Source organism: Patescibacteria group bacterium (genome assembly GCA_041650895.1).
Lineage (GTDB): Bacteria > Patescibacteriota > Patescibacteriia > 2-01-FULL-39-33 > 2-01-FULL-39-33 > CAISTG01.
In genome coordinates, this window is the sequence record JBAZKF010000001.1 from 345,799 (window position 1) to 371,704 (window position 25,906).

Here is a 25,906-nt window from a genome sequence, read left to right on the forward strand (position 1 = left end):
AAAAAACTGATTCTTGTAAAGCCCTCGTGAGTTACGCGGCCAAGACAAAACAGCTAATATCAGCAAAACCAGCGGTTTTCAAAGTGCCGGCGCATTCGCTCAAAGTTGAACCGGTAGTTAAGACATCATCAACTAAAATAATCCTTTTACCCCAATTATCGCTCAAACGGTCAAGATTCAACTGAAATGCTCCGATCACATTATGCTCTCTACTTTTTTGCGTTTGTCCGACCTGCGGCTTATGATAGATAACTCGCCGAAGCAAATCCGGGCAAACTGACAAAGCAGGATTAGTGACGGCTAAAGCTTCAGCGATTATTTCCGCTTGGTTAAATCCCCGCCAGAGATACCGACGACGATGCAAGGGCACTGGAACTAAAACAGCCGGCCGATTGTCCGCCTGTGCTGACAACTCTTCTCTATTTATTAATTGATGGATAGTGCGAGATAGATCAAAAGCAAAATTATATTTTAAAGTGGTGATAATTCTGTCAATAAGCGATTGTTCATAATCAAACAAAACTCTAACTTCAACCACGCCGCTACTAACAGGTAAAACCAGTCGCCTTTTTTTATTCGGCAAAGCTGTCAAACATTCGTCACATAACCATTCTCCCTCCTGACGACAACCTAGGCAATAACGCGGGAATAACAGATCAGCGACCTGTTCTTTAAGGCCGTTTATTGCCATCTGGCCTGATTTACTAACCACTCCGTGCCGAATTTAATGAAATTTAACTGCAAATTACGATAATAAACGTTAGGCGTAATGCCGTCACCGCTGGTTTGTGAAACCTGGGTTTTTACCAATACTGCCGCCGAATCTGCTTTGATGTTCTGTAAATCAGCGGAAAGCGCCTTAACTGAGTAACCGGAAAAACCGGAAGCACCAATAACTGGTGATTGAGCCAAGGCTGTTTTATACATCGCCGGTGTCATTAATGATTCCAAATCTTTGATATTCTTTTGCGGTTCGTCAGTGGAATAACTGCCGTAACGCTCAGCAAAAGACATAGCTAACTGTTTCAAGCCGATAGGATATTGATTCTCCTGTTCCAATCGTTCCGGTGGCGCGGCCGGCAAACCGAAGGTAGCGGCATTCCCGCTGGTTTCCACTTGTGGTGTTGACCCAGGTTGCTGATTCTCTGGCGTCTTTTTTGGTCCAAATACCAACCATAAGACTATGGCCAACGCTATTGCTATGGCAATGACTAAAATAATTAATACTAATCGTCGTCGATCTTCAAACATAATAAAGTTAAATCATTTTTATTTCTTATAATTGCCACGAAACTAACAACTATTGGCAAAAACGGTAACTTATAAAGTTTTTACTGATTATTCTGTGGCAACATCGCTTCAGCAAACTCTTTCTTGGCCGCCTCAATTTCCAATAATTGCCTGGGATCAGAAGTAATCAACTGGTCTTCGGAATATGAGGCCACAACTTTAACGGCCACATGCTTAGCACCGGCAAAGAAAATTCCTTCACCCACCGCCCCTTCCAATAATAAATATTTTTCTCCTTCGGTCAATAAAAAAGTTTTTTGCACCAAATCAATGGCTGCCGGTGATTGCTTAAGCAACAATTGAATGGCGGAGTTATTGACAATAGCCTGACCGTAGGGAGAAGTTAAAAAATCATTAACATCTTGAGTGATAGTCGTAACGCCCAAATAATACTTGCGGCAACGCTTGACTAAAGCAAAAATAAATTTAGCCGAATCTTCGCGCTGCATCAGCCACCAAGCCTCGTCCACCACTAAAATTCTTTTTTTCATTTCAGAACGGACGATATTCCAAATATAATTAACAATAGTATAAATCGCCAGCGGCTTAAGCTCATCTTCCAGATCGCGGACGGAAAAAACCACCAATTGGTTGTTTAATTGAACATTGGTTGGATGATTAAGTAAGCCGGAAAAAGTGCCTTCGGTATACTTTTTCAACCGTAAAACGATGTTGTTTCCGCCCTCCATACCTTCTAAAATATCCTGAAAATCCTGCATGATAGGCGGTTCTACTGAACGCAAATCAGCGTCCGGAGTAATATCTTTTTTGGCGTAAGTCTCTAATAATGCTCGATCAATGATGGAGTCCTCTTCCGGCGTAACATCACCGATCATTAGTCGCACCAGCCCCTTAACGGTAATAACGGCATTACGGATAATATCAGCCGGCTTGGCATCCTCGCCGATGGCTCGGGGCAAATCAAAGGGATTGATTTTACCTTCGGAATTAAGCGAAATATCAATATAAGTGCCACCGACGGCTTCACACAAATGATTATACTCCCGTTCCGGGTCAATAATAATAACGTCAGTGCCAAACATCATACTACGCAGGACTTCCAATTTAATCGTATAAGACTTGCCGGCGCCGGAAGTGGCAAACACTACGGAATTGGCGTTCTGCAAAGAAAAACGATCAAACAGAATCAAGCTGTTATTATGGCGGTTGATGCCGTACAAGATACCATGATCGGAAGTTAAATCGGAAGAAACGAAAGGAAAAGAAGAAGCGGCCGGTGAAGAGTTCAGATTGATATAAACCTGAAGCTCGTCGTAGGCCATGGGCAGAGTAGAATTGAATCCCTGTTCAGCCTGATAAAATACCCGACGAGAAAAAATCAAGGTGCCGCCGAAAAAATTCTCAATACGTTCCGAGGTTTTATCCAATTCTTCCAGCGTCTTAGCGTATAAAGTCACATACAAAGAGAATTGGAAGAAATGCTCAATGCCTTGGGTCAAATCATCGCGCAATTTTTCCATATCGCGCAAAGCGGTTTCAGACAAGGGGTCGCGAGGCGCGCCTTTCTCCGCCGCGCCGATAATTGTCGCCTCTAATACGCCGACTTTTTTCTTTAATTGCTTCAGGATAACTGCGGCTTTAACCGGGAAAAAATACATGGCCATATCCGCCTCAATATCCATATTGATAATCGGCGCAAACCAGCCGACAGCAATATAGCGAGGATACTCAAAAACAAAAATCGTCCGAATATAAAGATCGCCCAATCTGATATGATCAGAATTGACTTCCAAGGCAGCCGGAGCAATCAGATCTCGGACGGAAACGACGCCACGCCGATAAATCCTCTCCTCTTCCAATACTTCGCGCGCTGTTTGCAGGTCTTTTATTTCCGTCTGTTTTTTTTGTTGCTGTGTTGGCGCAGGCGGCGGAGCGTAACCGACCGGAGCCGGGGTTGTTTGTTTGTTGATATCTTCTGGAGTAAACATAAAAAAAATTAAACAAAATCTTCGGTTCTTAATTTATTAACGTCAACCAATTTCTCACTACGGGAAACTGTCGGATTATAAGTATTATAAAAAACCTCAATTAACGACTGGGTATCCAGAACCTGGGATCGCAGGCCTATACTAGCCAGCCCGGTTAGAACCTTATCCACAAGAGTTAAGAGTTCCCGCTGTCTTTGCATAAACTGCTTCTGCCCCAAAGACAAAATCTTGGTTGGCGACAGAACATCTCCGCTCCTCTGCCAGAAACTCCTGGTTTTTGATCGGAAAGGTTCGTAAGGAACTACGACCAAAAAACGCTTAGTCATAATATTGCCCAGTTCCACTAATTCGGTTATGTACTGCCGGTATTCGGTCATTTGCATTTTTAACAAGTCATTAGTCTGCTTGGCCTCAGCCTCTTTTAAAAATTCCAAATACGATTCCAAATCCAACTGCCGTGATTGAATAATAATCTGCAACGGCGTATCCAGGGAGTTTAGAAAACTGACGTAGCCGGAGACGATAGCATTCTGCTCATCTTCGGATTTAAGCGCAAAATTAATTGACGACACCAAAATCACCGACCGCAGACTGCCGTCTTTCATAACAATGGTATCATCCCTAATTTCCGCTATCTGCAAATATTTCTGCGTGGAGGGAGTGGCTTTTGTGGCTTGTCGATTCTTAGCCATAAAGTAAAACTTTCTATTTATAATCCATCAACTGACGGACTGATTCTTAATTTAATTGTTTATCCCATTTTCTCCTTGATATACACCTCCAGTATCAATGACTAGGGAGATTTCGGATAAACGGGATTTACTAATGGGTTGACGCACGGCCATTCGGACAGCCGGTTTTTCTTCTTTAGGTTTGGCCAAATCGGCTTTTATTTCATCCAAGGTGAAAAATTTACGCCAAACTTTAAGTTTAGGATTCTTCAAGGTTTGAACAAAGTTAAGCAAAAATAAATGAAAAGGCTGGCCGTTTATCTTGGCGAAAGCGATGATTAGAGTTATAGCCAAAACCATCAGGCCGGAAACAACAAATAAAGAAAAATCAAAGATCTTGTAAAAAACCACAATAATTAATCCGCCGACAATGAGCTCAATGAACTGGCGGACGGAAACCGGCCCGATAATCTTATCTTCAACATCCAGAAATTGTGGCACTACCACTTGTTGCATAAATAGATTAGTAACGCAAAGCGCGATTAAGCTCCATAACGGCATGGAATTCTTCCAATGATAAAGTCGGTTTGCCACTGGTTAGGCGCTCTTTGATTATTGTTTCTATGTCTTTGCCTTCGGCCATGGCCGCCTGGCCCAATAAACGATAAAATTTACTAACCTCATTTTTGTGCCAAGCCGCTATGCCTTCAATCTTCTTGCCAAAATATTCTTTTTCAAGCAAATCGATTTTCTCTTTAACTTTGGCCGTTACAACCGTCGGATCAGGAGACAAACGACGGAAATCAATTAAAGTCATATTCTCCAACTCTTCAATCGGTCCCATTAATTTCTTGCTGAATTTTACATCATCTAAATTCGGCCGACTGGTTGGCCGCGGCACAGCTAAATTTCCAGTAAAAGTTTCTTTCTTTGCAAATGGTTGAGGTTGCGGCAAAGGCAGATCTTTAACTACCTTAAGTTTAACATCTTGCGCGCTTGAGGGCAATTGCGATTCCTTCTTTTCTGTTTTAGGAAGCGGCGTCAAACCGAGTTGCTTCTCTAAAATTTCCGAACCGTCGCGGGGTTTAACCATTAAATCGTCAGGCATCCTAATTACTGGCAGGCCATCTTCCATTTCTATAGTCAAAGCAGAACTCTTAACTGATGATTTACCGGCAAGCGGCATCTCAATTTCCTCATCTGTCGCCGAATCATCAAATAATTCCTCAGAAGCAACTCCGGAATCAACTGGTGGCGATCCTCCGGCGACAACCGATTTGATAATCCTCAATATTCTCTCAGCATCAGCCTCGGAAAAGTCCATTCCCCCGACCTTACGGCCTTTCATTAAATTTTCCTTGGTTTCCATTTCATCCCTAACATCCTTTAGTCGGGCAATAACAATTGAACCCAAACGTTTAACCATCACCTCGTCGCTGGCCGGGTAGCCAAATGATAAAATGACGGAAGTAGCGATATCGGTATAATCTGTAATTCTCGGTGATACCTCAACCGACTCGGTATATTTCTTGATTTCTTCTTCATCCTCGCGAGAAAATGTTATGACCGTGGAATTTTTCGGTTTTTCCAGCACTTCAGGCTGAGACTTTTTTCCTACGCCCACTAAAGGAGTAATAGTTGAAACAGTGCCGACTGGTTGGGCATAATAGCCGACTTCATCCACTATCTCCCTAACGCCATCAGCCACCTGATGCGCCAAAAAATCATTAAAACCGTAATCATTCTTAAGTTTGTCCGCCAAAACTCCGGCTGTCACTTCACCCAAAAGAACACTAATCACCAATGAAGTTGATTTAATGCCGAACTTCTCGTCTAAAGCATCCAGCCTGTTCAACATCTCATCCGTAGACAATTTGTCTTTGACTGTCGGTGGCAATGATTTGAGTTTATTTAAATATTCTTGAGGCATAATAATTTTAATGTCATACTGGCTATTTGCTCTTTAGATACTCTTCCAACTCCTGCCGGCTGACACCTAACTCCTCCAATAACAACCGACGCTCTAATCCGGAAATGGTTGGCCAATCGTATTTAGCCAGCTTTTTTTGCTCTGATACTGACCCCTCTGACGATACTATCTCAATTATTTTTTCCTCCTTTTCTTTACCCATTCCTTTATCAAATTTTCTTTCTATTACTGTCTGTTGTTTATCAAGCTGTCTAGTTTTCTGCTCTAAATCCTCAATCTCATCAGAACCATATGGCAGTATCTGCCACTCGTCAATCGACTTGTTGGCGGTTGACTGTGGGAATAATTGCAAATTGCGATAAAGCTGAATAACCTCACTAAGCAAGGACTTATCTTCTTGCGATAAGCTACGCGCATTAGCCGAATTGGCCAAATAATCGGATAAAGAAACGGTATCAAAAACCTCTCCGCCCTTAATACTGATATAGTCACTCAACCAATTACTGATAGTAGGCGTAACCGATTTACTGGCCACATTAATGTTTTTACCGCCCAACAGTTCATTATTAGCCAAAAGCACCCGGCCCAAATTACGTTTAAAGTTTTCATCGCCCTCTAAAATATTAAAGATTCGCAGATTAACGGCATGCTTGATAATCGCATTATTCTTTAATTCCTGAATAATGGCCTCTTCGAACATTCTAATTAAAAAACTCTTTTCCTGTACTAATGTCATACCCTTCTTATCCGGATCAGCGCTCAAAAATAACAAACGCCGGGCTAAAGGATCTAATACTTGTTCAATAAAATCCTTAGCCATGGCCTTGGCTTTAACCGAATCAAAGCCAAACTCACTCTGGAAATAACTGGGTAACTCATCCGGCATTAATTCGCCAACCACGGAAAAAACTAGCGCCCCATCAAGAGACACGCCATACTCCTCATTTATTTTTTTCAGTACCCCAATAACCTCTTCACTATTGACTGTAAAAACCACTTCCGGCTCCAGTGACTCTAATCGATCTAGGGCTTGTTCTAAAAATATCATAGACTAAATTAATTTTTCGGCTTAAACTTTTCCTCGAATTCTTCCACTGTACTATTTTTATTTGCATCAATTTTATCAAGCTTGGTATTGTTAAGCAGGTTAATTAATGTAGAAAATTGCGACACATCGCCACCATTAGCCTTAAAATCAGCCATACCTTTCTTGAACTCTAAAATAATTTTCTGTTGGCCGGCATTCAAGTCGTCAGGCATATTACTCAAAGTATCAGTCAATTGTTTCATTACCATATCTGATTTACCGAGTAAAGCAAAAAATTTCTTCTGCGCCTCATTCTGACCGCCGCTACCACGAAAACTACCCTGATTGGAATCCCAAAAATTCTCACCATTTTCATAGCCTCTCATTAAACCTTTAGCCTTATTCGTATCCTTACTGGCAGTTTCTACTGCTTTCATGGTCACCCAATTAGGATGGGCGTAGGGCGCGTAATCAGACAAAAATCTATCAGTGATATTCTCTTTATATTTTCGAACCGGCTGTACCGCTTCTACGGCTTTATTACGGGTATCACGAGCTACAGATAAATCACGATCATAAGCCACTTGAGCTGACTTCTTTTGTTCGTTTCTTTCAAAGGGGTTCAAAGTGACATTTCTTTCTATGCTCTCGATGGTTCGATCTAAATTATCTTTAAGATCTTTTTCATCAACTTTCAATTTCAAATTAGCGTTGTACTCACCCTGCCACCTCCGCTTCTCATCCGGATTAGTTATTCTGCTAAGAACCCTGGCCTCGTGATCATTTTCAGCCTGTGTTTTGATCGGCGTCGCGGCGACATCATAAACCTGATTAGCTCTTTCAGTGCTCAATTTATAAGTATCTTCGATAACATTATTCTGTGTTTGATAAGAGCTATAAGATGTTGATTTTTGTCTAATACTTTCTTTAGCTTGATTTAGCATTTTATCTGTGATTGTTTGACCGGAGCTCCAATGGAATAAGCTACTCAACTCTGCCGTCAAATCAGCATGTAAACCCTGCCCTGTTGTTCTATTTTTATTATTTAATTTTGCATTTTCTATCTGTGCCACATATTGACCTGGATTGCTAGCATCTAAACTAGCCAAGTCTTGATTTCTTTGTTGTTCTGCTAATTGTAATGATTGATTTCTTTTTGTTTCCTCACCAATAAGATTTGCCGCCACTTCCTTTTCTCTTTCTACTTCAGATACTTGAACTATCTCATTGGTCTTGGACTTGCGTTCATTAATCTCAGTCTCCTCCGCTTCACGCCTTGCCTTGCGATCCTTGCCCCATTTACCTATACCTATTTCCGCCAAACGTCCGCCACCAGAAGCATAGGTAGCTGCGAGTCCTGCCAAAATAGGCGCTGCTAAGCCACCAGTAACGGCAGTAGCAATAGCTACTGCAGCTGCACCACCCAAAAGAGCCCCGGCTCCGGTTGCTGCTGTTTTTAATCCTTTACCTAAGCCAGTTTCGGCAAATTCACCCCAAGCGGTCTGAGCTTTCTCACCCATACCTAATTTCTTAAACAACTCGCCGCGTTTTTTCGCTTTTGCTTTCTGCCTTGATTCAAGAACATCCTGACGCCAAGCGCCCGCAAAAGTACCCAACTTTTCTACCCCTTTAATTCCCGTAACGCCACCAACACCCCTTGTAACTGCGCCGGCCAAGCCCAAAGTACCTGTACCAACTCGTTGTCCAACTCGCTTAGCAGCTGAGCCAGGTAATTGCTGTAGTTTATTAGCAGCTAAATTAAAACCACTGAAACGCTTGCCTTGCTTGGCTAGAAACCCCATGCCTTTACCAGCCCAAGAACTACCCTTAGTGCCTAGTTTTTGGCCAATAACCAAAGAACCGACAAGGAGACCGATTAATAAACCAAAATTAATGATTTTCTCCACTGTACCCATTTTCGATAGGGAAAGAATGGTGGATTCATTACTGTTACTTAATCCAGCAGCCGTAGTCCCCTCTTGTTGCAAGGCTGCACTGCCACCGGCTCCGGTGGTCTGCAGATCATAAGAGATAGTGTCGTCAAAACGTTGATTATCTCCCAGATCTTTGAGCGTAATCAAAGAAATATAAATAAAAAACATCATGGCCGGACCGACAATCAAATACTTTACCAAATCACCAAGGATTTGACCGGTATATTTGCTAGCGGCCGGAAAAGCCAAGCCCAAAAAATACAAAGGCGACAATACCACCAAAAACAGCATATAAACTATGCGATACATCAAAATGGCGGTAATACAGACAATCACGACCAAAGCAATAAAAGTAAAAATGGCCCCAAAAAGCATAGCTGCAACCAAATTCCAAGTGCTGAATCCGACATTTTGCAATTGATCGGCCGCACTACTTAAAGACATTAAATCAGGCAAGCCCAAAGAGTTCAAAATCACATTATAACCGGTGCTTTGTGCCAGTGGCGCGGCAAAAGTCAACATAAGTATCTGTGAGGCGTCAATCATCAAACCAAAAAACATCTTAGAAAAATTTATCAGCACTGCCGCCACTAAAATCTTAGGCATCATGGTGCGGAAATCATAATTCTTCTGGTGTAAAATAGTGCCGATAGCAGAAACTAAAAGCAAAATAATAAAAAAGTTATTGCACACGTCCCTAATAATAGTCCAACCGACGGTAGTTACCTTATGATTGGTAAAATTATTGAAGGTAGCGACAGCCAGCATGGCCTTAGTAACCAAAATCAAAATCCAACCCAAGCCGTATGTTAAGCCATATAATATCCAGGCCAACATACGAGCTATAACATCAGAAAGAGTGGATTGAGCACCGGGAGTCACTGTCCTAGTTCCTGCTGTTGCCTGTGTTGCAGATTCACCAGATTCAGGATTAACTAAATTACCATTCTCATCAGCAAGCATAGCTGTATCCACGTCTTTGCCGGCTGGATTTACTAAATAATATTCGGGTGGATTACCAAACTGCCATACTTGATATTCTATATTTTCACTATCAGTCAGCCGTATTCTCTTATCCGTTAATTGTCCCCCGCTTTTTATATAACTATTAGTATATGCGTAAGAATAGTTAATAAAAACGCCCAAAATGCCGCCACCCACTAAGATGGTTAACAGTAGACTCAAAATTATTCTTTTGTGTTTTTGGTAAGACATCACAAAAATCTAATAAATAAAATGAATAAAAGATTAATACCCGCAATTGCCATAACGGTTGCAAAGGCGCAGATTCAAAGACGGCGAAACATTCAATTCAGCCGCTCTATAAGGACGACTGGAATCTTCTTCAATATTCAGAAAAACCGGTGACCTATCTTCTCCGCCAACATGCAAAGCCACGTCATACAAACTGGCCGCAATCGGATCGCCAACCTGAGCGGAGTTAGTCACTACTCGCAGAACCACGCGATCGCCAATCCCCACTTTATCGGCCGGGCCGTCGCAACCCTGATTTTGGCAAACCTTGAAATACGCGTCTCCGTCCGCGCCACAAGTATCCAAATAAGCTTTCCAATCGCCCGGATCAGTGCCCCACAACTGTTGCCACCAAGTCGGCTGAGTCCTGTAAATATTCAATTTGATCGGACTGATTATAGGAATCGATCCGGTATTAGCAGGGTTAACTGATGATGATGCCGGACAATTATTTGAACCCGAGCCATAAGTGCTATTTTGGAAACAAGGCACTAAGCGTAAAATATCGCCGTAACGCAACTGCTTGTCACCGTCAGTGTCATTGGGCGAATAAACTAAATCAATGAAATACTGAGTGCTACTGCTGGCGCTAAAACCGGCAAAAAGTTCAGCATCGGCATTAAAGTTAAAGTTGCCTTTGCTTTCGCCTCGCTCATCATTATACTCACCATTGGGAACTCCGCCACAACCGCCACCCACGGCATTTATCGCCATAAAGGCCTTCCAGTCATAACTGTCATTAGCCAAAGTAACCAAACTGCCCTGACCCAAAGGACAATCGATATCGTCATCCAATGATTTGGTTTCCGGACAGACGCCATCGGCGTAATCAATGGGAGCAACATCAGCTACAATATTACCGCAATCATCCGGACTATAATTACTAGCATTAGGATCAGTCGCCTGCTCACCAATATCGCAATAACCGTCGCCTATCTCCCGACATCTGCGCCAACCGCCGGTATAAGTGGCGCAACAAGTTTTCTGGGTAGAATCGGTAGGATTGATACCAAGATTAACCTCATTCTCCGGCAACCAATAACAAGTGGCCGAACAACAAGGATTACCGCTGGAACATTGTTGGCCCAAAGCCGAACTGTAACTAGCCAGTTTGCATTCGGCTATGGCATCCTGCTGTTCCGCATCATAAGTATCCCGCCTCAAAACAATCAAATCTTTAATTATTATTGAATTAACTGAAGCCCAATTATCTCGGACCGTCAGTTTAATCGGCACATGGAAAGCGGAAGGATTAGAGGCTGACCTCAATGGTTCTTGGCAAGCACCCTTAGTCAAATCGTCACTATATTCTTCAACCGTCTCCGTAGTACCGTCGCCTAAAAGCAAGATGCCGACTTTTGTTTCGCAACCCCGTAAATTCTTATTAGCTAAACTGTCATAGTTATAGAAATGATACAAATTAAAGGCATTAGAAGATGTTGGCCTGCTAGCCAAAGATAAGCCAGCATAAGACGACACATTGCCATCGCCCCAATCAACATCATAAGAACGGATGGGCACTTGATCCGGATCAATTTTGGAATTGAAGCTTACCTTGACTGCGCCAATACTGTTGACAATAGTGGGATTAACTTGGGCTAAGGTGAATTCCGGCCTGACTAAACAAAATGATAAATAAGTGTTAGTGGGACGGGAATTATCAGGACAGTAAAGCGTAGGCAAGCTCCAAACAGAATTACTGGATCCGGTCGTGCCGGTGATATCCGTATAGTGGCCTACCAGAGGATCGCTGGATTTATCCGCCTGCCATTGCCATAAACTATAGGAACGGCCGAATAACTGCAATAAATCAGGCTTATTGACAGAGAAATTATCAATGTAGTATACGGATGTGCCTGATTTTTGTCCGGCGCGCGCTTGATAGGGTGGTGTATTACCGCCAGGGAACTCATAAAAAATCGGTTGACTGCCACCAGAATCAGGTCGAGTATCCCATTCATTGGGATATTGGCCATTTTCCGGCGCCACCATAGAACCGAATGGTTTATAATCAGTAGTATAGTTATAACCGACAGCCGCATAAATACGGCGATAAATCAACTTTTTCTCTCTCCAAATACCAGTTGCTCCAAAATCCCTGTCATCAACACAGAAATATTTATAATTGATTCGGCAATCATTCATAGTCATTAAAGAAACATCTTTGGCAAAACTATGAACTTGGAAATAATTATTATCCGACGAGTCGCCTACGGGGCGAGAATTATAAGCTATCTGGCAATTCAAAGCATTAGCTTGATTAAGATAAGCTGTACGTTGTCTTCCTTCCAAAGATACGCCTTCGGCGCAATATAATTTGCGTGTCGGATCATCAGGATCGTTGACCCCCTGGCCATTATCAATGCCGACAAAGTTCTGGCATAAATTCAAAGGATAATAACCCAACAACTCGCCATTAGAATTATAGAGACGGCGGCTTTCCGCCAAACAATAAGCTGAACTATAAAAACAACCATCGGAGAATAACTCGTCGTTGCTTGGCGTAACAATACCCACGCCGGAAGGAATGGCATCTCCGGAAATCGAGCTGTCTTTAACGCAATCTCTACCCAGATAATCCAAATACTGCGAACCAGGAGACAAACGGCTGGCCCAAGCCTTATTCTCATTGCCGGAGTTAACCACTTGAACCAGTTTAGAACAATACTCCACCGCTTGTTTGCCGGCAAAATTACCCACGACTGATATGCCGCCCATTTTATCGCCCATACCGGCCGGCTTATTAAAGTCCAAAAATTTAGCAAATCCCAGAACATCCCCGGTTACCGTGGGGTTAGGATCGGTCAGATTCTTGCCGAACTCCGAATCTTCATCCGTAATAATCCTTAAACCGAAAGTGGAAATTCCCAAGTCCACGCCGGCGGCCTGGATAAGCATGCCTGCCAAGTTGCCCAAAACTCCTCCGGAGGTATCAAATTTCTTAGCGGTATGCCAAGGTAATTCAATATGCAAAACAATATTAACCGGAACAAAACTCAATAGTTGTCCGTAACCGGCGACGGCGACGGCTCCCCAACCACCCCAAGAATCATCGTCAGTTAGATTGAGTGAATTAGGAGCAAAGACTATATCCAATAAATTACCTACGCTAGCGAAAAGAGAGCCAAAAAATTCCTTAATACCAGACCAGATATTAGTCCAAAAACTGGAAGTTTGTCCTCCGCAATCTTCGCCAGCATTCCGGCAACTACCATAAGCATCATTTAAGGATTGACTTTGCTGAGAAATCGTTTGCGCCACTCCGGCGGCTCCGGCTGAAGCGCCGCTGTCAATAAATACCTTGGCACACTTATTGGTTCCGGGATTGGAACAATGAGCGGAATCTTCACAATTCACAGCGCCACTCTCGCAAGAGCATGGCTCGGCGGTGATTTCGCAAAGATAAGTATAGTCCTTGATCGACTGCGCATAATTTTCGGCCAAATCAGCAGTGATACAATTATTATTGGAAGAAAAAGCCGCTATCGTATTACTGCAATTACTGGCGCTTCTACAAGTACTGCTATCAGCTTCATCCGCGCTATCGCATTGGCAAGACTTTAAACCACCGCCATAAGACGAATCATTAAGCGTAGCCAAAACGGAATACTCGCAAACTCTACCATTAGTATTGCCTTGCACCCAAGATTGCACTTCTTCTTGAGCTGGAGTGGTTACGCCTGTACCATCCGAAGTGGTAATCAGTCCATTGCCGGACGGAACGTAACAAATCGGCAAAGGAATAATGCCTAATGGCTTGGCGCAAACCAAGTTCTTCCACATACCGACTGACAAAACTCCGCCGAACAGAGTATGGCTGGCCGTATCGCCGATAGCGATAAAAATGCCGTCAAATTGAAACTTATAAATAAAAGGATAGCGGAAAAGCGGCGACCAGGTCGGACTAATATTGAATGAAGTGGCCTTAGTTTGTTTGGCATTGGTATCAAATTTTAACGATTCCATGCCGGATTCATTTACGCCTTCACCGAATAGGCCAAAATTACCCGTATACTGTGAGACGTCCAAAATCATGGTTTTTTTCTCTAAACAATAATACAAGGGATAACGTTCACTATAATAACTAGAGAAATCACTTAAAGTTTCACCACGGATAGAATCAACCGGCCACCACTGCAAGCACTGTTGATTATTAGCCGGATCAGGCGTCAAACAATAGCCATACTGGCCATAAAAATAATTATTACCGTCATTATATTTGCAGGCCGGCGCATTCATACTGGGATAAACACGGCAAGTTCGATCAATATAACCGCTAGCGCTAGACTTGAGTAATGGTTTAAGATTGACGTTATCCCATAAAGTATAACCGCCGAGTTTAGAATTATCTATGCCTTTGCTTCCGTCGGGATTCATATTAAATAAGGCGAGCTGCACTCCAGAAACATTATCGCCCGTACGGAAATGCACGATCACTTGTTTCCAGGGCAAGCCGGTAGGGGTTTGCATTACCTCGCCCTTAACCCAGTCACCCTCGTAAACACCGCCATCAACAGCGGCCAAATTAGGACGCGGTTGCCCCTTAGAATTTATAAACCGCAAGCGCAATTCCGCGTAAGGCAAACGGCCGGCAACGCCCGGACCTTGCAAATCCTTGGTATGAACCCAGGCAGACAAGAAATAATCTTGATTGGGCAATATATCAACCGATTCAGAAATAACTCCCCAACCCGAGTTAATTTTCAAATATCCCACACCATCCTTGGCTTTTGCGCCATCACGACCAATAGTGGTATAACTAGCTTGCCAATTCTTATAAACAACATCGGGATTGCCGGCGGCGCAATCGGAGTTACTGGCGCAATAATAAACGGCCAAACGCCAGCCCAAAGGTTGAGTGGTAGCGCCGAAAGCCTCTTCAAAATTGCCATTAACCACATTGGACGATTGGCCGACTTGCGTCATAGCATCAAAAGAATAATACCCAACGCGAGAGAAGCCGGATTTATTGGCATCCAATGAAGGAGAATATTGATCGCTACTAACAGCATCATTAGCCAGATAATTATTACAAATGCCATTGTCGCCCAAAGAATTACAGGCGCCAACCTCCAAACAGGAATCCTGATCGCTGAAAAAATACGGGGCTAAGGTGGATGATTGGCCCTCCTCTTTCTTTTCAAAAGTAGAGCAAGTCAGCCAATTGGCGCAAGCACGATTGGGTTGCGATTTTAAAATAATATTAGCGTCTTTAGGTTTGCCTGCTTCAGTCACAGCGGCCGGTGGAACCGAGCGGGATAAGCCATTAATACCTTGCGGATAATTATTATCCCGAGTCAGGCGACTGGAAAAAGACAATGAAGTAGTGGCGCTATTAATCAAATTACTGTAATCAAGCTGACTGCGGTCATTAAATAGAACACAACCCTTATGGTAATCAACTTGGCCGTTACAATCACCGCTGCTAACCTTGGAACTTAAAATATAAGAAACGCTGGCTAATCCAACCTTATCCCTGACCAAATCTATTGATGACCCATCCTGAGTCTTGAAAGTTACACGGCAAGTCAATGACTTGGGATTATCCACAGCTAAATAAAGATAATGGCCAAGATTGTCGGAGAAACTATTGCTTACCCCCTGAACATCGCTACAAATTATATCGCCAACCTTTATATTATCGGACAAAACATACAGAATGTTTTTCTTAATGGACACATCAACACAGGTGTCCTGGCCTTCGCAACGTTGCGGAATAAGATTAGACGCCAAGTTTTCCAACGGATCAATGTATTCGCTACAACCGGATTGCTCAGTTGAGCACGCCCCGACCCAGCCACTATAAGCCGGACTGGACGGTGCTTGCAAAGTCACTGCATTAATCGGGCCCAACGGCTGTAATTTGTCCGTTGCTGATTTATAACTTAAACCCAATGTTTGCTGATAAGTGGTGGGACAAGTCTCAACAGTGCCGGATTTAAACCATTTATCCAGGCCGTTGGAACTATCAGAGGAAGTGAATTGGCAAACTTTACCATGCGGATCCTTAAAGTAAATTAAGGTATTATTACCCGCCCACTCTTCACACCATAAATTCTCCGCCGAACATAAGTCAGTAGAATAACGATCCGGATCGTTTTTAACATAAATATCCCGATAACCAGTAATCTCATCCCACTTATCTATTAAGGGTAAGCCGTAGCGAGTACAGCCCTTATCCCCTTTAGCACAAGAATACTTGTCATAATTAACCAAATAGACCAGGGTATCGGTCGCCACAAAAATATCATCATGGTTAACGCTATTGGCGATGTTAAACGATTGCGCCTGAGGCGCACTGGAATTAAAGGTATCAATCAAAGCCTCGCAACCGGCCGCCTCCGGACGGCATAAAGAAGCAAAAGATCTTAAGTAAGACACTTTATTCTTACGATCCAGGTAACCAGCGCAACCCAGCATCTCTCCAATAGAACAACGCCCAGACTGAGTATCTTGACAAACGCCTTCGGTCTTGGCCTTATTACCATCAGGATCATCTAATTTATTATCGCAAGAAAGCGGAGTAAACCAGGAATTTTCGATGGCGTAAACTTGATTCGTAATTTCTTTAAGAATAATATTATCCAAATAAACAACCTGTCCGTTAGGCATAGAGAACTCCAAGTAATTGCCATCGCCCGGTTCCCAAGTTACAAATAGCGGTCCCAATTCATAACGTTTCCATTCCTCCGTTAATTGCGTCCGCGGATTAATCAAATTCTCCCCGAGTAAACGGCTGGCGGAAAAATAATTATTGCCGTTAGCGGCGGAATTATCATTCCAATTGATACCGCTCTTTTCAACAAATCTAATATTATCAAGATAATAAGAAGCATTGCCTTTGGCCCAGAACGATAAAGTATAAGCTTTGTTCTTCTGAATTGTTATCGGGTAATGAATAGTAGGATTATTAACCTTATTAGACAGAGAATTACCGCCGGGGAAAGTCGATTCGGAAGAAATAAATAAGCCGTTTCTGCCGCCATTTGCGTCCTCCCACAAGTCCAAAGCAGTACTGCTGGCGGTAAAATTAACCACATTAATGGCGTTCTTAATATTATTACCTCGATTGCCGGTATAAGCACGACACCCCTGGGCGTTGGCCGGGCAAATTTTACCTTGTCCGGGGATGGCCATATAAATACATTCATTACTGCCGTTCCACCAACCACTATGGCTTTCGCAATTAGCCTTGGCCTCAGTAAATGAGGTTTCGGTCATGGTGCGGCGATACGGATGGCAATTATTGGAGACAGAAACGGTACGGGACAGTAAGCGATAATGGATATTGCCGTCTACATCGTATAATTCGCGGCAATCCGGATTGCTAACCATGTCATCCTTAGTACAAACGCCGAAATCATAACGACCGGCTTCTGCGCCATGGGTATTTGCGGAATCATTACAAACAGCATTGCCCGAGGCGTTGTAAATCAAATTAGTGCAAGGAGCAGTGCCCTGGCCGACGCCGGCTGTTTCCGGATCACTGGCAACCTGTGATTTTTTCAAACTAAACGCTACCAACTGATAGCCGGTGATATCCGAACCCTCCCAAGTATAATAAGCTCCGTCATCAACTGATGGCTTTTGACAGGCTTGGATTTGGCTATAGTATTCTTTTTGTTCTCCACCCTGTCCGGCAGTATCAAGGTTGGTAAACTCATCGCAACCGGCATAATTAGCGGAACAAGTCTTAAGTTTACTGTCAGCAATAAATTGTCTGAAAGCTTGATTAATGAAACTGGTTTTCTCCTGGTTGTATAATTGATAACCGGCGCACTCCTTTGGGCAAGCATCGAAATCCTGCGCCACGCCCGGTATTGACGGATCGCCATTAACGGGCCGATATAACTCACAGCCAACTTCTTGCGGCGTACAAACTCCGGCATAACGGGCGCAATTGGCATTTTTGTTTTTTAAGACGCTGGTTAACTCCTGTTGATTTTGCGGCCACTGCAAACCGGCAATATCCGGATAAGCGTCGTAACAGCTGAAATAGTCAGGGGCTTTCTTAAGATAAGCCACTTGTTCAACCGACCGAGCTGCCGGATTATAATCACTATAAATACTAGGATAAGTGGCATTGAAGGAAATCGCCTCAGTTTTGACATTATCAATAATCGCTTCTTGACCAGTTGCCCCAGTGGAAAACCACAGCTCCATCCTGGCTGCATTATCCGGTGCCTTAAACTTACAGAAGAAACGACTAGAAGTCGCAAAAGAAGTAGGAGTGAACTTTAAGGCTAACGTCTGCGGGATGTTGCCATCTTTATCCTGAGCCCATTCGCAAGTCGCAGAAGAAGTGGCAACCGGCAAAACGGCCCCGGCTTTGGATTTGAATCTCAAGAAAGTTTCAATTAATGTCGCTTGATCGACAGAAATCTGATAACCATCAATAGCCAAAAAATAATACTGACCGGGAGTAACCTGGATCGTTTTATTGATATTGGCACTATCTAAGCCGCTTAAATAGCTGATTTTAGCTCTAGTGTTATCTGCCAAAATCAAATTGCTCCAATCATATAAAGTGCCGTCAAAACCGCCATTAATGACAACATTTCCGCCTAAATTTGATTTGGTGCGGATAAATTGGCTGCAACCGTCGCTCAAGGATGAGCAAGTCTGGGCATCACGATCAAAATACATCTCTGTCGCACCTTCGCGCGAGGAAACAAGAACCGACACGGCGCCGACGCCGCAAGCAGTACTGATAGGATAGAATTCAAAATCATCAAGATACAAATCAGCATAAACTCCGGCGGGATTACGGACTACCAGAATTATCTGCTCATTGTCGCCGGAATTAAAATTAAGATTAGTTTCGCGCCAACCGGAAGAACCGCTGGTCAATTGCAGATTATTCAATAAGGAAGGCCACAAGGAACTATCTTGATCGAAAGACGTAGCACCTTTACTGCCAGCCCGCACCTCCACATTAACACTGCCATTAATGGACCCTTTGTAATAGAACCTGACATTATAATTAGTGTTCTTCTCTACTGGTATGGCCGGTTCGTAACTGATCAGATCAGCCGGAGCATAAAGCGTCTTAATAAAAAGCGAAGCAACGCCACTGTGTTTCTCGGTGGTGACGCGAAGATGGCGATTATTATTATCAATGAACGCCAAAGTCCAGGAAGCGGCTTTCCACCCTTCCTGACTATTAAGCAATCCTTCCAAACCAAGGTTTGGCTTATTGGCTACTTCGGCGGTATAAACGTCAGGGAATAATTTGGCATCATTACATAAACGCAACTGGCAGGACACGCCATTATCCGGAACATTACAAGAAGGATCGCGAGGAGCATAACTCGTCTGGTCTATAGCTTCTGAATATTGAAAACTGCAATAATTGCCTCCGGTGGTTTGATGAAAAACACAACCTTTGCCGGTAACATCCAATTTGCACATATCCGAAGAACACGGCGAGGCTAAGCGCAAGCGGGAATTGGCGCTGACCTGGTGACCGGCCTGTATCCACCAATCCCTATCGCTTCTACTGAAAGTAATAACCTGATTGACGGCCTCGGGCGGAGTAAGTTGCGTACCACTACCCAGATTAGTCCAGGTCTGGCTGGAAGGATTATAATCTATGGCATACCAACGGCAACCAGCCACCTGCGCATTACAATTTCTAAAATCCAAAGTATTGGTTAAATAAGAGGAGGTACCGCCAGTACGCGAAGTATAGGTCTGACAGGAATTAACTCTGGCCGGACAGGTTTTGCCTAAATCCCAAATGCGGCGCTCTTCATTGCAATAACCGTAAGCCAAGCAGGCGCCGTTTTCATCTTCTTGCAAACATTGTTGCTCGTCAGAGCAGTATTCCAAACGGCCGATGGTTCCGCTTTGATCGTCTTTATTCAGATTTAAAGCGCCATACCCCTGGCGACGACAACTGGTTTCATACGCCTTAAGCGTCCAGTAGGGGTCAACCATGCCCTTAAAACTATTAGTGGTGCAACCGTTTTTGCCTAAACCCTCATAACAATTAATTAATTCACCTAAAGTATATTCGCGATTACTATTAGAATTCCTGATAAGATTAGCGGCCTCTTCCCAACCCACCGGCACGATACGGTATTGACGTAAAACCAAAATAGAACGGTAAGGAATAGCTGTCTGTAAAGAATTTGACTGTTCTGATCGAGGCGAGAAAACACGATTCTTGATCTGATCAGGCAAATCAATCACATAAGTTTTGCTTTTAATCACTTGCGCCAAGGAACCATCAATAATACAATCCATTGGTCCGGGATTGGTCTTAGACGAATCATCGCAAGAAGAAAGTCCGACTATTAAATCAACCTTCCCGCCTTGTTGACCTTGACTGCCGGAGATGGCATTATTGATTCTCTCTTCAGCTCCTTTAGTGCCTTCGGTTATTATCGGACTGGCCGAAGGATTAAACAAGGCAGTCAAAGCGCCGGAAAGTATGTTGGAACCTTGACTAGTCAAGGGATTGGAACTACCGCCGGAAGAACCGCCAGATGATGACTGTGTCAAAGAAAACAAGCCTTCTTTTAACAACCCCAATGATTCAGCCACAACTGTATCCATGAACTCAAATGGCACGGCCATGGCTGTTTCCGTCCAGGTAATAGAATATTGGGAGTTACCCTTCTTCAACATAGCATCGGTCATCATGTCATGAAGCATGGTGCCAGGAGTAAGAATTTTACCGTTGAACGTCACCTTACTCAGCCAACCCTGATTGGTGCTGGCTTCATAGGTCTTAGACTTGACTTGCTGATTGACCGCCAAATCGCGCAAATCCAAAGCCAACAATGAAGCAGTAATGTCATTTTCCCCGGGCCGTAAAGCCAGAGTGTATTCCAAGGGGAAGGTAGGGTTAGTTACGGCCTCTTGCCAATTAGTCATGATCTCAGAAAAAGTACATCTGACGCGAGGAGCTGTTCGGCCCAGTTGAATATTGATCAACAACTGGACTTGCAAATCAGGCTGGCAAATATCCACGCCATAATGCTGACTAAAATTATCAATAAAATCACCGAGAGCCGAGTCGGCGGCGTTAAGTAAATAAGCATTCCATCCCTCGGTAATATAAGCCGGTTTCTGACCCTTAAGCGCAGTAAAAGCAATCTTGGTAGCTTCACGCGTAACACTTCTAAGTAAAGTATCCAACGCTTTAGAAGCGGAATTACTTAAGGCATTTAGAAACTTTTTCCATCTGTCTTGATTTTTTGCCTTTCTTACTTCCGCCTTTAAATCAGCTTCTATTTGTTGCCCCGTACTATTATCAGAAACATATTTATTGCAGACGGTTTGAGCTTCAGCCAAAGCGCTTAATTTTGCGCTACAATCATAAAAGCCACAAGGGATGGCGGTTGCCGCCTTTTTTAACGCTTCACACATAGCCAAAGCCTGTTTAGCGGGAAGTCCAGCTTCAGCCTGACTCAAGGCTGTCTTTGCTTCGCCTAGTTGGGTCTCAAAAGCCGTCGCCGGATCTTGAGCTGAAACGCGTAATGGACAAAAAAAGTAAAAACAACAAAAAATTACCCCCAATAAGATCATTGGGTTATAAAGCTTCATTTGTTTATACTTATTCAAAAACATAATCTACAATATTTAAGTGGAGGTTGCCGTTGAAGAAACCACGCGCTTCTCTAATTCGCTAATAAATATCTGCTTCAGTTCATCATCGCCGGCGGCGTTTAAAATAGTGGAATCGCCGCCGGATTTAATCAGAATTTGTCTAATCTGCGCGCCGGACAACTCCTTAAAATCAGCCATAGTGGTAACACCGAATGATTCTAAATTAACATTAGCCCAACCGCTCGTAGCGGCGTCCGTCGTTTCTCCGATCAAGTCCGTTTGATCAATCAAATCATCTGTAGCACCCAAATCACCGCCAATTGCATAAGAAGAAAAAATAGTCGGGTCAATCAAGCCATATTGCTGTAATTGTTGCGCCATAGTCGGGTTATTCTGCAAATACTGGGCAAAAATCTGCATTAATTCATCGTCAGTGGTATCGGCTAAATCTTGATCACTAATGCCGCTGTCTTTTAACATTTGCCTGATAACGGACGGAGTCAAAGCCGAATAATTACTGGTCTGGCTAACAGTCGCTGTCGGAGTAGTCAAATCGGTGAGCTCAGAAGATAATGATCCGCTGACTGAAGGGCTGGCAGTAGAATCCATAGTGGGCAAACCAGTACATTTCTGGCCTTGCGGACAATTCGGATCGGTGCCTCTATCCACTTCCATTTTATCATCCAAACCGTCAGAATCGCTATCTTTGAGGTAGGGACTGGTATGATAAACGCTTAACTCAAGATTGTCGGCCAAACCGTCAGCATCCGTATCACGGGTCATCATGTCTCTAATCTGCGCCTGTTGCAAAGCCAGCCTTTCCGCGCGGGATTTGTTGCCGGCTTTAACTATATCCTGAAAAGGATTTTGACTGGCTAAAAAAAACTGCCAAAAACCAAAAACAAGGGCCATTAACCCGATTACTGCGATCAAAACTGTATGCATTTTTTCCTTGCCTGTAAGTGACTGGCTGATGCCTGAATCTTTGTTGGAGGCTATACTATTGCCTACTTCCAAATTTTTCAAATAATCAGGTTCTTTATCTTCACTTACCGGCTGGAATTTTTCACTACCTTCCATTTAGAGGTGTGGATAAGTTATGTATTAATTATACCACAAAATCGTTTTCGTAAAAAGATTTATATTAGAACATTTAAATAATGAATAAATCAAGGAAACAAAAAAACAATAATTACCTATTCTGTTACCTTATCGCCTAATTATTGTCTTATTTTATTATTTGATTGTTTCCGCCAATTTCACCCAATCTTCTACGCCCAAGTCTTGCGCGCGGATCTTCTCATCCATTCCTAACCCGATCAAAATCGAACGAACCTGCTTTTCCGGCAGATGCAATCCGCCGGACAAATTATTCTTCATTTGTTTTCTTTTGGCGGCAAAACCGATACGCGCCAAACGGAAAACCTGCTTGGCTCCAGCCGGCGAAGGTTGCTTTAACTTTATCCGGACTACCGCCGAATCCACCGCCGGAGCGGGCCAAAAACATCCGCGACCGACTTCAAACAATATCTGCGGCTCACCAAAAAGCTGGGCCGACAAACTCAACAAAGACATTTCTCCCGGCTTAGCCATCAGCCTTTTGGCCACTTCCTTCTGTAACATCAAAATCATTTCTGTTGGCTTTGGTCCGGTTTCCAAGAATAATTTTAGAAACGCCGCAGTAATGGAATACGGCAAGTTGGCAACAATGCGATAAGAAAAATCCGTAAATCCCTCAGCCGCCAAATTAACCCGCAAAATATCACCGGCAATTAATTTGATCTTAGGAAAATTGGTTTTAATATAAGAGATTATTCTTTCGTCTAATTCCACTGCCACTAAATTGTCAGTGGCCTTAGCCAGCTCTTCGGTCAATACGCCCAATCCCGGTCCGACTTCCAAGATTTTTTCTCCTGGTTCAACGCCGGCGGCGACCATAATTTTTTTGACAATATTGGCATCAATTAAAAAATTCTGCCCCTTGGACTTGGACGGCCTGATATCATACTGCTGGCATAAGGATTTAACATCAATCATAAACGATAAAACAAATAGAATAAAGTAAAAATTGCGCCAACGATGAACATCGTGTTCCAGCCCGGCGCCACCAACTGCAAAGCCAAGAAGCAGACAATCATGGCCGCTATCTTGCCCAAAACCAAAGTCATCTCAAAAAACACAATGGAATTCATCACCGAACTGTCCCTGGCATCCTTATAAACAAAAGCGGTAATCGGCACCGTCAGGGAATCCTTGGAGATGCGGGAAAAAATATCCAAAAGCAGCACCCCCCAAGGCAAACGTGTTACCAATTTAAGCAACCAGCTAAAAAAATAAAAAACAATGCCGTAGCCTAAAATTTGCTGACGAGGGCTCCTATCCGTCCAACGGCCAATAAACAATAGGACGACCAAAGAAATTAAAGTTGATACTGCTGAGAGAATACCAAGATTAAGATAAGTGCCGACCGCCAAAAAAACAAAAATCGGCCAAATGATCAAAATAATCCACTCTTCACCAAAGCCCAGATTAGCCCAGAACCTAAGTCTGTTTTCTTTGGCAAGGATACGCTTAAAAGCCTCGCGATAGCTGAATGGTTTAGGATCAAACTTTTCCTTAGTGATTAACATGGGAATATTAGAAACCAAAATGAGTATGGCAGTAACCACAAATAACACTTTGAAACCGTAAAATTGCACAATCAAACCACCGACTAAAGGAGAAATAACATAAACAATATTTAAAATAACGTACAAATTGCTAATTTGCCTGCCCTGCTCGCCATCAGAGGAAAACTTAGCAAAATTAGAATGGTAAGACGGCCAATAAAGCATCTTAAAAATTACATAGGGTATGGTCGCCAGCCAAACCGCAGGTGCAAAACGATTAGCGGAAAACAACAAAAAATACATTAACACCATAAAAGGCGTAGACAGGGCAATGGAGTTCTCGTAACCGAAGCGGCGGGCAAATTTGGCGCCAAACGGCACTAAGAAAAAATACGGAATATAAACCAACAAATAAAAAAGAATGATTAACTCTAATGTATTTTGCAAATTATTAGTCTGTGAAAAAAAAATATATAAAAATACCGGTTCAAAAATACTAACCATACAGACGGCAAAATCCAAAATAATGGAAGAAGCATAAAGCTCCTTCACCTGACGAGTCAACCGGTGAGCAAAAAATGACGATAAAACATTTAGTGGATTGCGGCTCATGATCTTCTAATTGTTTTATAAATAAAATATAACAAAGGATTAGCGACCAGATCATAAGCCCCGGCATACTTAGTCAGCGGGAGCTGAGGGGCAAAACCGACCTTAAACCTAGTCACGCCCGGCCATTTATCAGGATCGGCGCCAAAAAAGTCATAATGTTTGCAACCGCGGTTCTGTGCTTCCCTAATCATTTCCCATTGCAATAAGTATGGCGCCATTTTTTCCCGTGCCTCGTAAGCCGAAGCGCCATGCAGGTAATAACACCAACTACCATAGAACATCATAATGGCAGTAGCAACAGCTTGGCCATTAACTTGAGCAAAAACTAATTTTATTTCCGGCTGTTCCAGCATTTTCCGATAATATTCTTCGGGATGAACGGCTATATTATCACGCTTAGCTGTTTGTTTCATTAACACCAGGAACTCGCTTAATTCCTTTTGCGGATTAATGCTGGTTATTATTTTTACGCCGTGTTTCTGCGCCACTTTGATATTGTAACGGGTCTTAGGCTTCATCGCTTTCATCAAATCCTCTGCAGATTCGGCCAAGTCCAAAACTAGAGTACTCCGAGGCTGGACTTGCCCGCTGGACTTTAATTCATTGGCTATCAAAATATCGTCCCCCTCCCAGGCCGGATCCATCCTGACAAAAATCGCTTTTTCTTCTTGTGCCAACTTCTTCAATCCTGATAAAACATTTTCAAAAATCTCCTGTCTCTCAATCCTGGGCTCAGATTTGATTATCGGCCCTCGAGGCAGATAAAAATAACCCAGCCTGCCGGGCAGCGGCTGGCGAACAATCAGAGCCACGGCAATAATCTTATTACCATCCAACCAAGCCAGGCGCCAAATCCGTCGGCCATAAGACCGCTGAAACTCCCCCCAATCCCAAGATTGTAATAAACCTCCGTCAGCGGCATTAGCCAAGACGAATTCTTCCCAAGAACGGCGATTAAGATTAAAAACTTTTTCTAATTTCATTACTTATATCATAACATAAAAATTAAAAAGCCGCGAAACGCGGCAAAGTAAAAAACATTTTACCTTGACAAAGCGGCTAAAAATATTATAT

13 protein-coding genes are annotated in these 25,906 nt (G+C 43.1%); all 13 read right to left on the reverse strand.

The genetic code is table 11. The features are described 5' to 3' along the window. Nucleotides 1-31: 31 nt before the first annotated feature. The 13 genes from WC473_01735 to WC473_01795 all read right to left on the reverse strand — a co-directional run bounded on the left by WC473_01735 (nucleotide 32) and on the right by WC473_01795 (nucleotide 25,815). Nucleotides 32-691 carry a ComF family protein gene (locus tag WC473_01735; GenBank protein ID MFA5124533.1) on the reverse strand — a complete coding sequence of 220 codons (660 nt, stop codon included), beginning with the start codon at nucleotides 689-691 and terminating at the stop codon, nucleotides 32-34. Further along, the gene (locus tag WC473_01740) at nucleotides 682-1,251 is read right to left on the reverse strand and encodes a hypothetical protein (protein MFA5124534.1); all 570 of its coding nucleotides are present in this window, start codon (nucleotides 1,249-1,251) and stop codon (nucleotides 682-684) included. Before WC473_01740 ends, WC473_01735 begins: the two co-directional genes overlap by 10 nt. Before the next feature lie 80 nt (nucleotides 1,252-1,331). Further along, nucleotides 1,332-3,239: an ATP-binding protein gene (locus WC473_01745; protein MFA5124535.1), complete on the reverse strand. Its 1,908-nt coding sequence runs from the start codon at nucleotides 3,237-3,239 to the stop codon at nucleotides 1,332-1,334. An 8-nt stretch (nucleotides 3,240-3,247) separates the two neighbouring features. Further along, nucleotides 3,248-3,931 carry a TraC family protein gene (locus tag WC473_01750; GenBank protein MFA5124536.1) on the reverse strand — a complete coding sequence of 228 codons (684 nt, stop codon included), beginning with the start codon at nucleotides 3,929-3,931 and terminating at the stop codon, nucleotides 3,248-3,250. 51 nt (nucleotides 3,932-3,982) lie between these two features. After that, complete coding sequence (locus tag WC473_01755) at nucleotides 3,983-4,426, reverse strand: PrgI family protein (protein ID MFA5124537.1); 444 nt, start codon at nucleotides 4,424-4,426, stop codon at nucleotides 3,983-3,985. A 7-nt stretch (nucleotides 4,427-4,433) separates the two neighbouring features. Then, nucleotides 4,434-5,840, reverse strand: a complete 1,407-nt coding sequence (locus WC473_01760; GenBank protein ID MFA5124538.1) for a hypothetical protein — start codon at nucleotides 5,838-5,840, stop codon at nucleotides 4,434-4,436. Nucleotides 5,841-5,862: 22 nt separating this feature from the next. Continuing rightward, on the reverse strand, nucleotides 5,863-6,888 hold the full coding sequence (locus tag WC473_01765; protein MFA5124539.1) for a hypothetical protein: 1,026 nt from the start codon (nucleotides 6,886-6,888) through the stop codon (nucleotides 5,863-5,865). A gap of 8 nt (nucleotides 6,889-6,896) precedes the next feature. Then, nucleotides 6,897-10,016, reverse strand: a complete 3,120-nt coding sequence (locus WC473_01770; protein MFA5124540.1) for a hypothetical protein — start codon at nucleotides 10,014-10,016, stop codon at nucleotides 6,897-6,899. Nucleotides 10,017-10,049: 33 nt separating this feature from the next. Then, the gene (locus WC473_01775; GenBank protein ID MFA5124541.1) at nucleotides 10,050-21,608 is read right to left on the reverse strand and encodes a hypothetical protein; all 11,559 of its coding nucleotides are present in this window, start codon (nucleotides 21,606-21,608) and stop codon (nucleotides 10,050-10,052) included. 36 nt (nucleotides 21,609-21,644) lie between these two features. After that, nucleotides 21,645-22,691 carry a hypothetical protein gene (locus WC473_01780; GenBank protein MFA5124542.1) on the reverse strand — a complete coding sequence of 349 codons (1,047 nt, stop codon included), beginning with the start codon at nucleotides 22,689-22,691 and terminating at the stop codon, nucleotides 21,645-21,647. Nucleotides 22,692-22,847: 156 nt separating this feature from the next. After that, nucleotides 22,848-23,648, reverse strand: coding sequence for a 16S rRNA (adenine(1518)-N(6)/adenine(1519)-N(6))-dimethyltransferase RsmA (rsmA, locus tag WC473_01785; GenBank protein ID MFA5124543.1), 801 nt, complete (start codon nucleotides 23,646-23,648; stop codon nucleotides 22,848-22,850). Further along, the gene (locus tag WC473_01790) at nucleotides 23,645-24,832 is read right to left on the reverse strand and encodes an MFS transporter (protein ID MFA5124544.1); all 1,188 of its coding nucleotides are present in this window, start codon (nucleotides 24,830-24,832) and stop codon (nucleotides 23,645-23,647) included. Before WC473_01790 ends, rsmA begins: the two co-directional genes overlap by 4 nt. Beyond that, nucleotides 24,829-25,815 (reverse strand): peptidoglycan bridge formation glycyltransferase FemA/FemB family protein, encoded by a 987-nt coding sequence (locus WC473_01795; GenBank protein MFA5124545.1) that lies wholly within the window; start codon nucleotides 25,813-25,815, stop codon nucleotides 24,829-24,831. The genes WC473_01790 and WC473_01795 overlap by 4 nt, the downstream gene beginning before the upstream one ends. Between the last annotated feature and the right edge of the window lie 91 nt (nucleotides 25,816-25,906).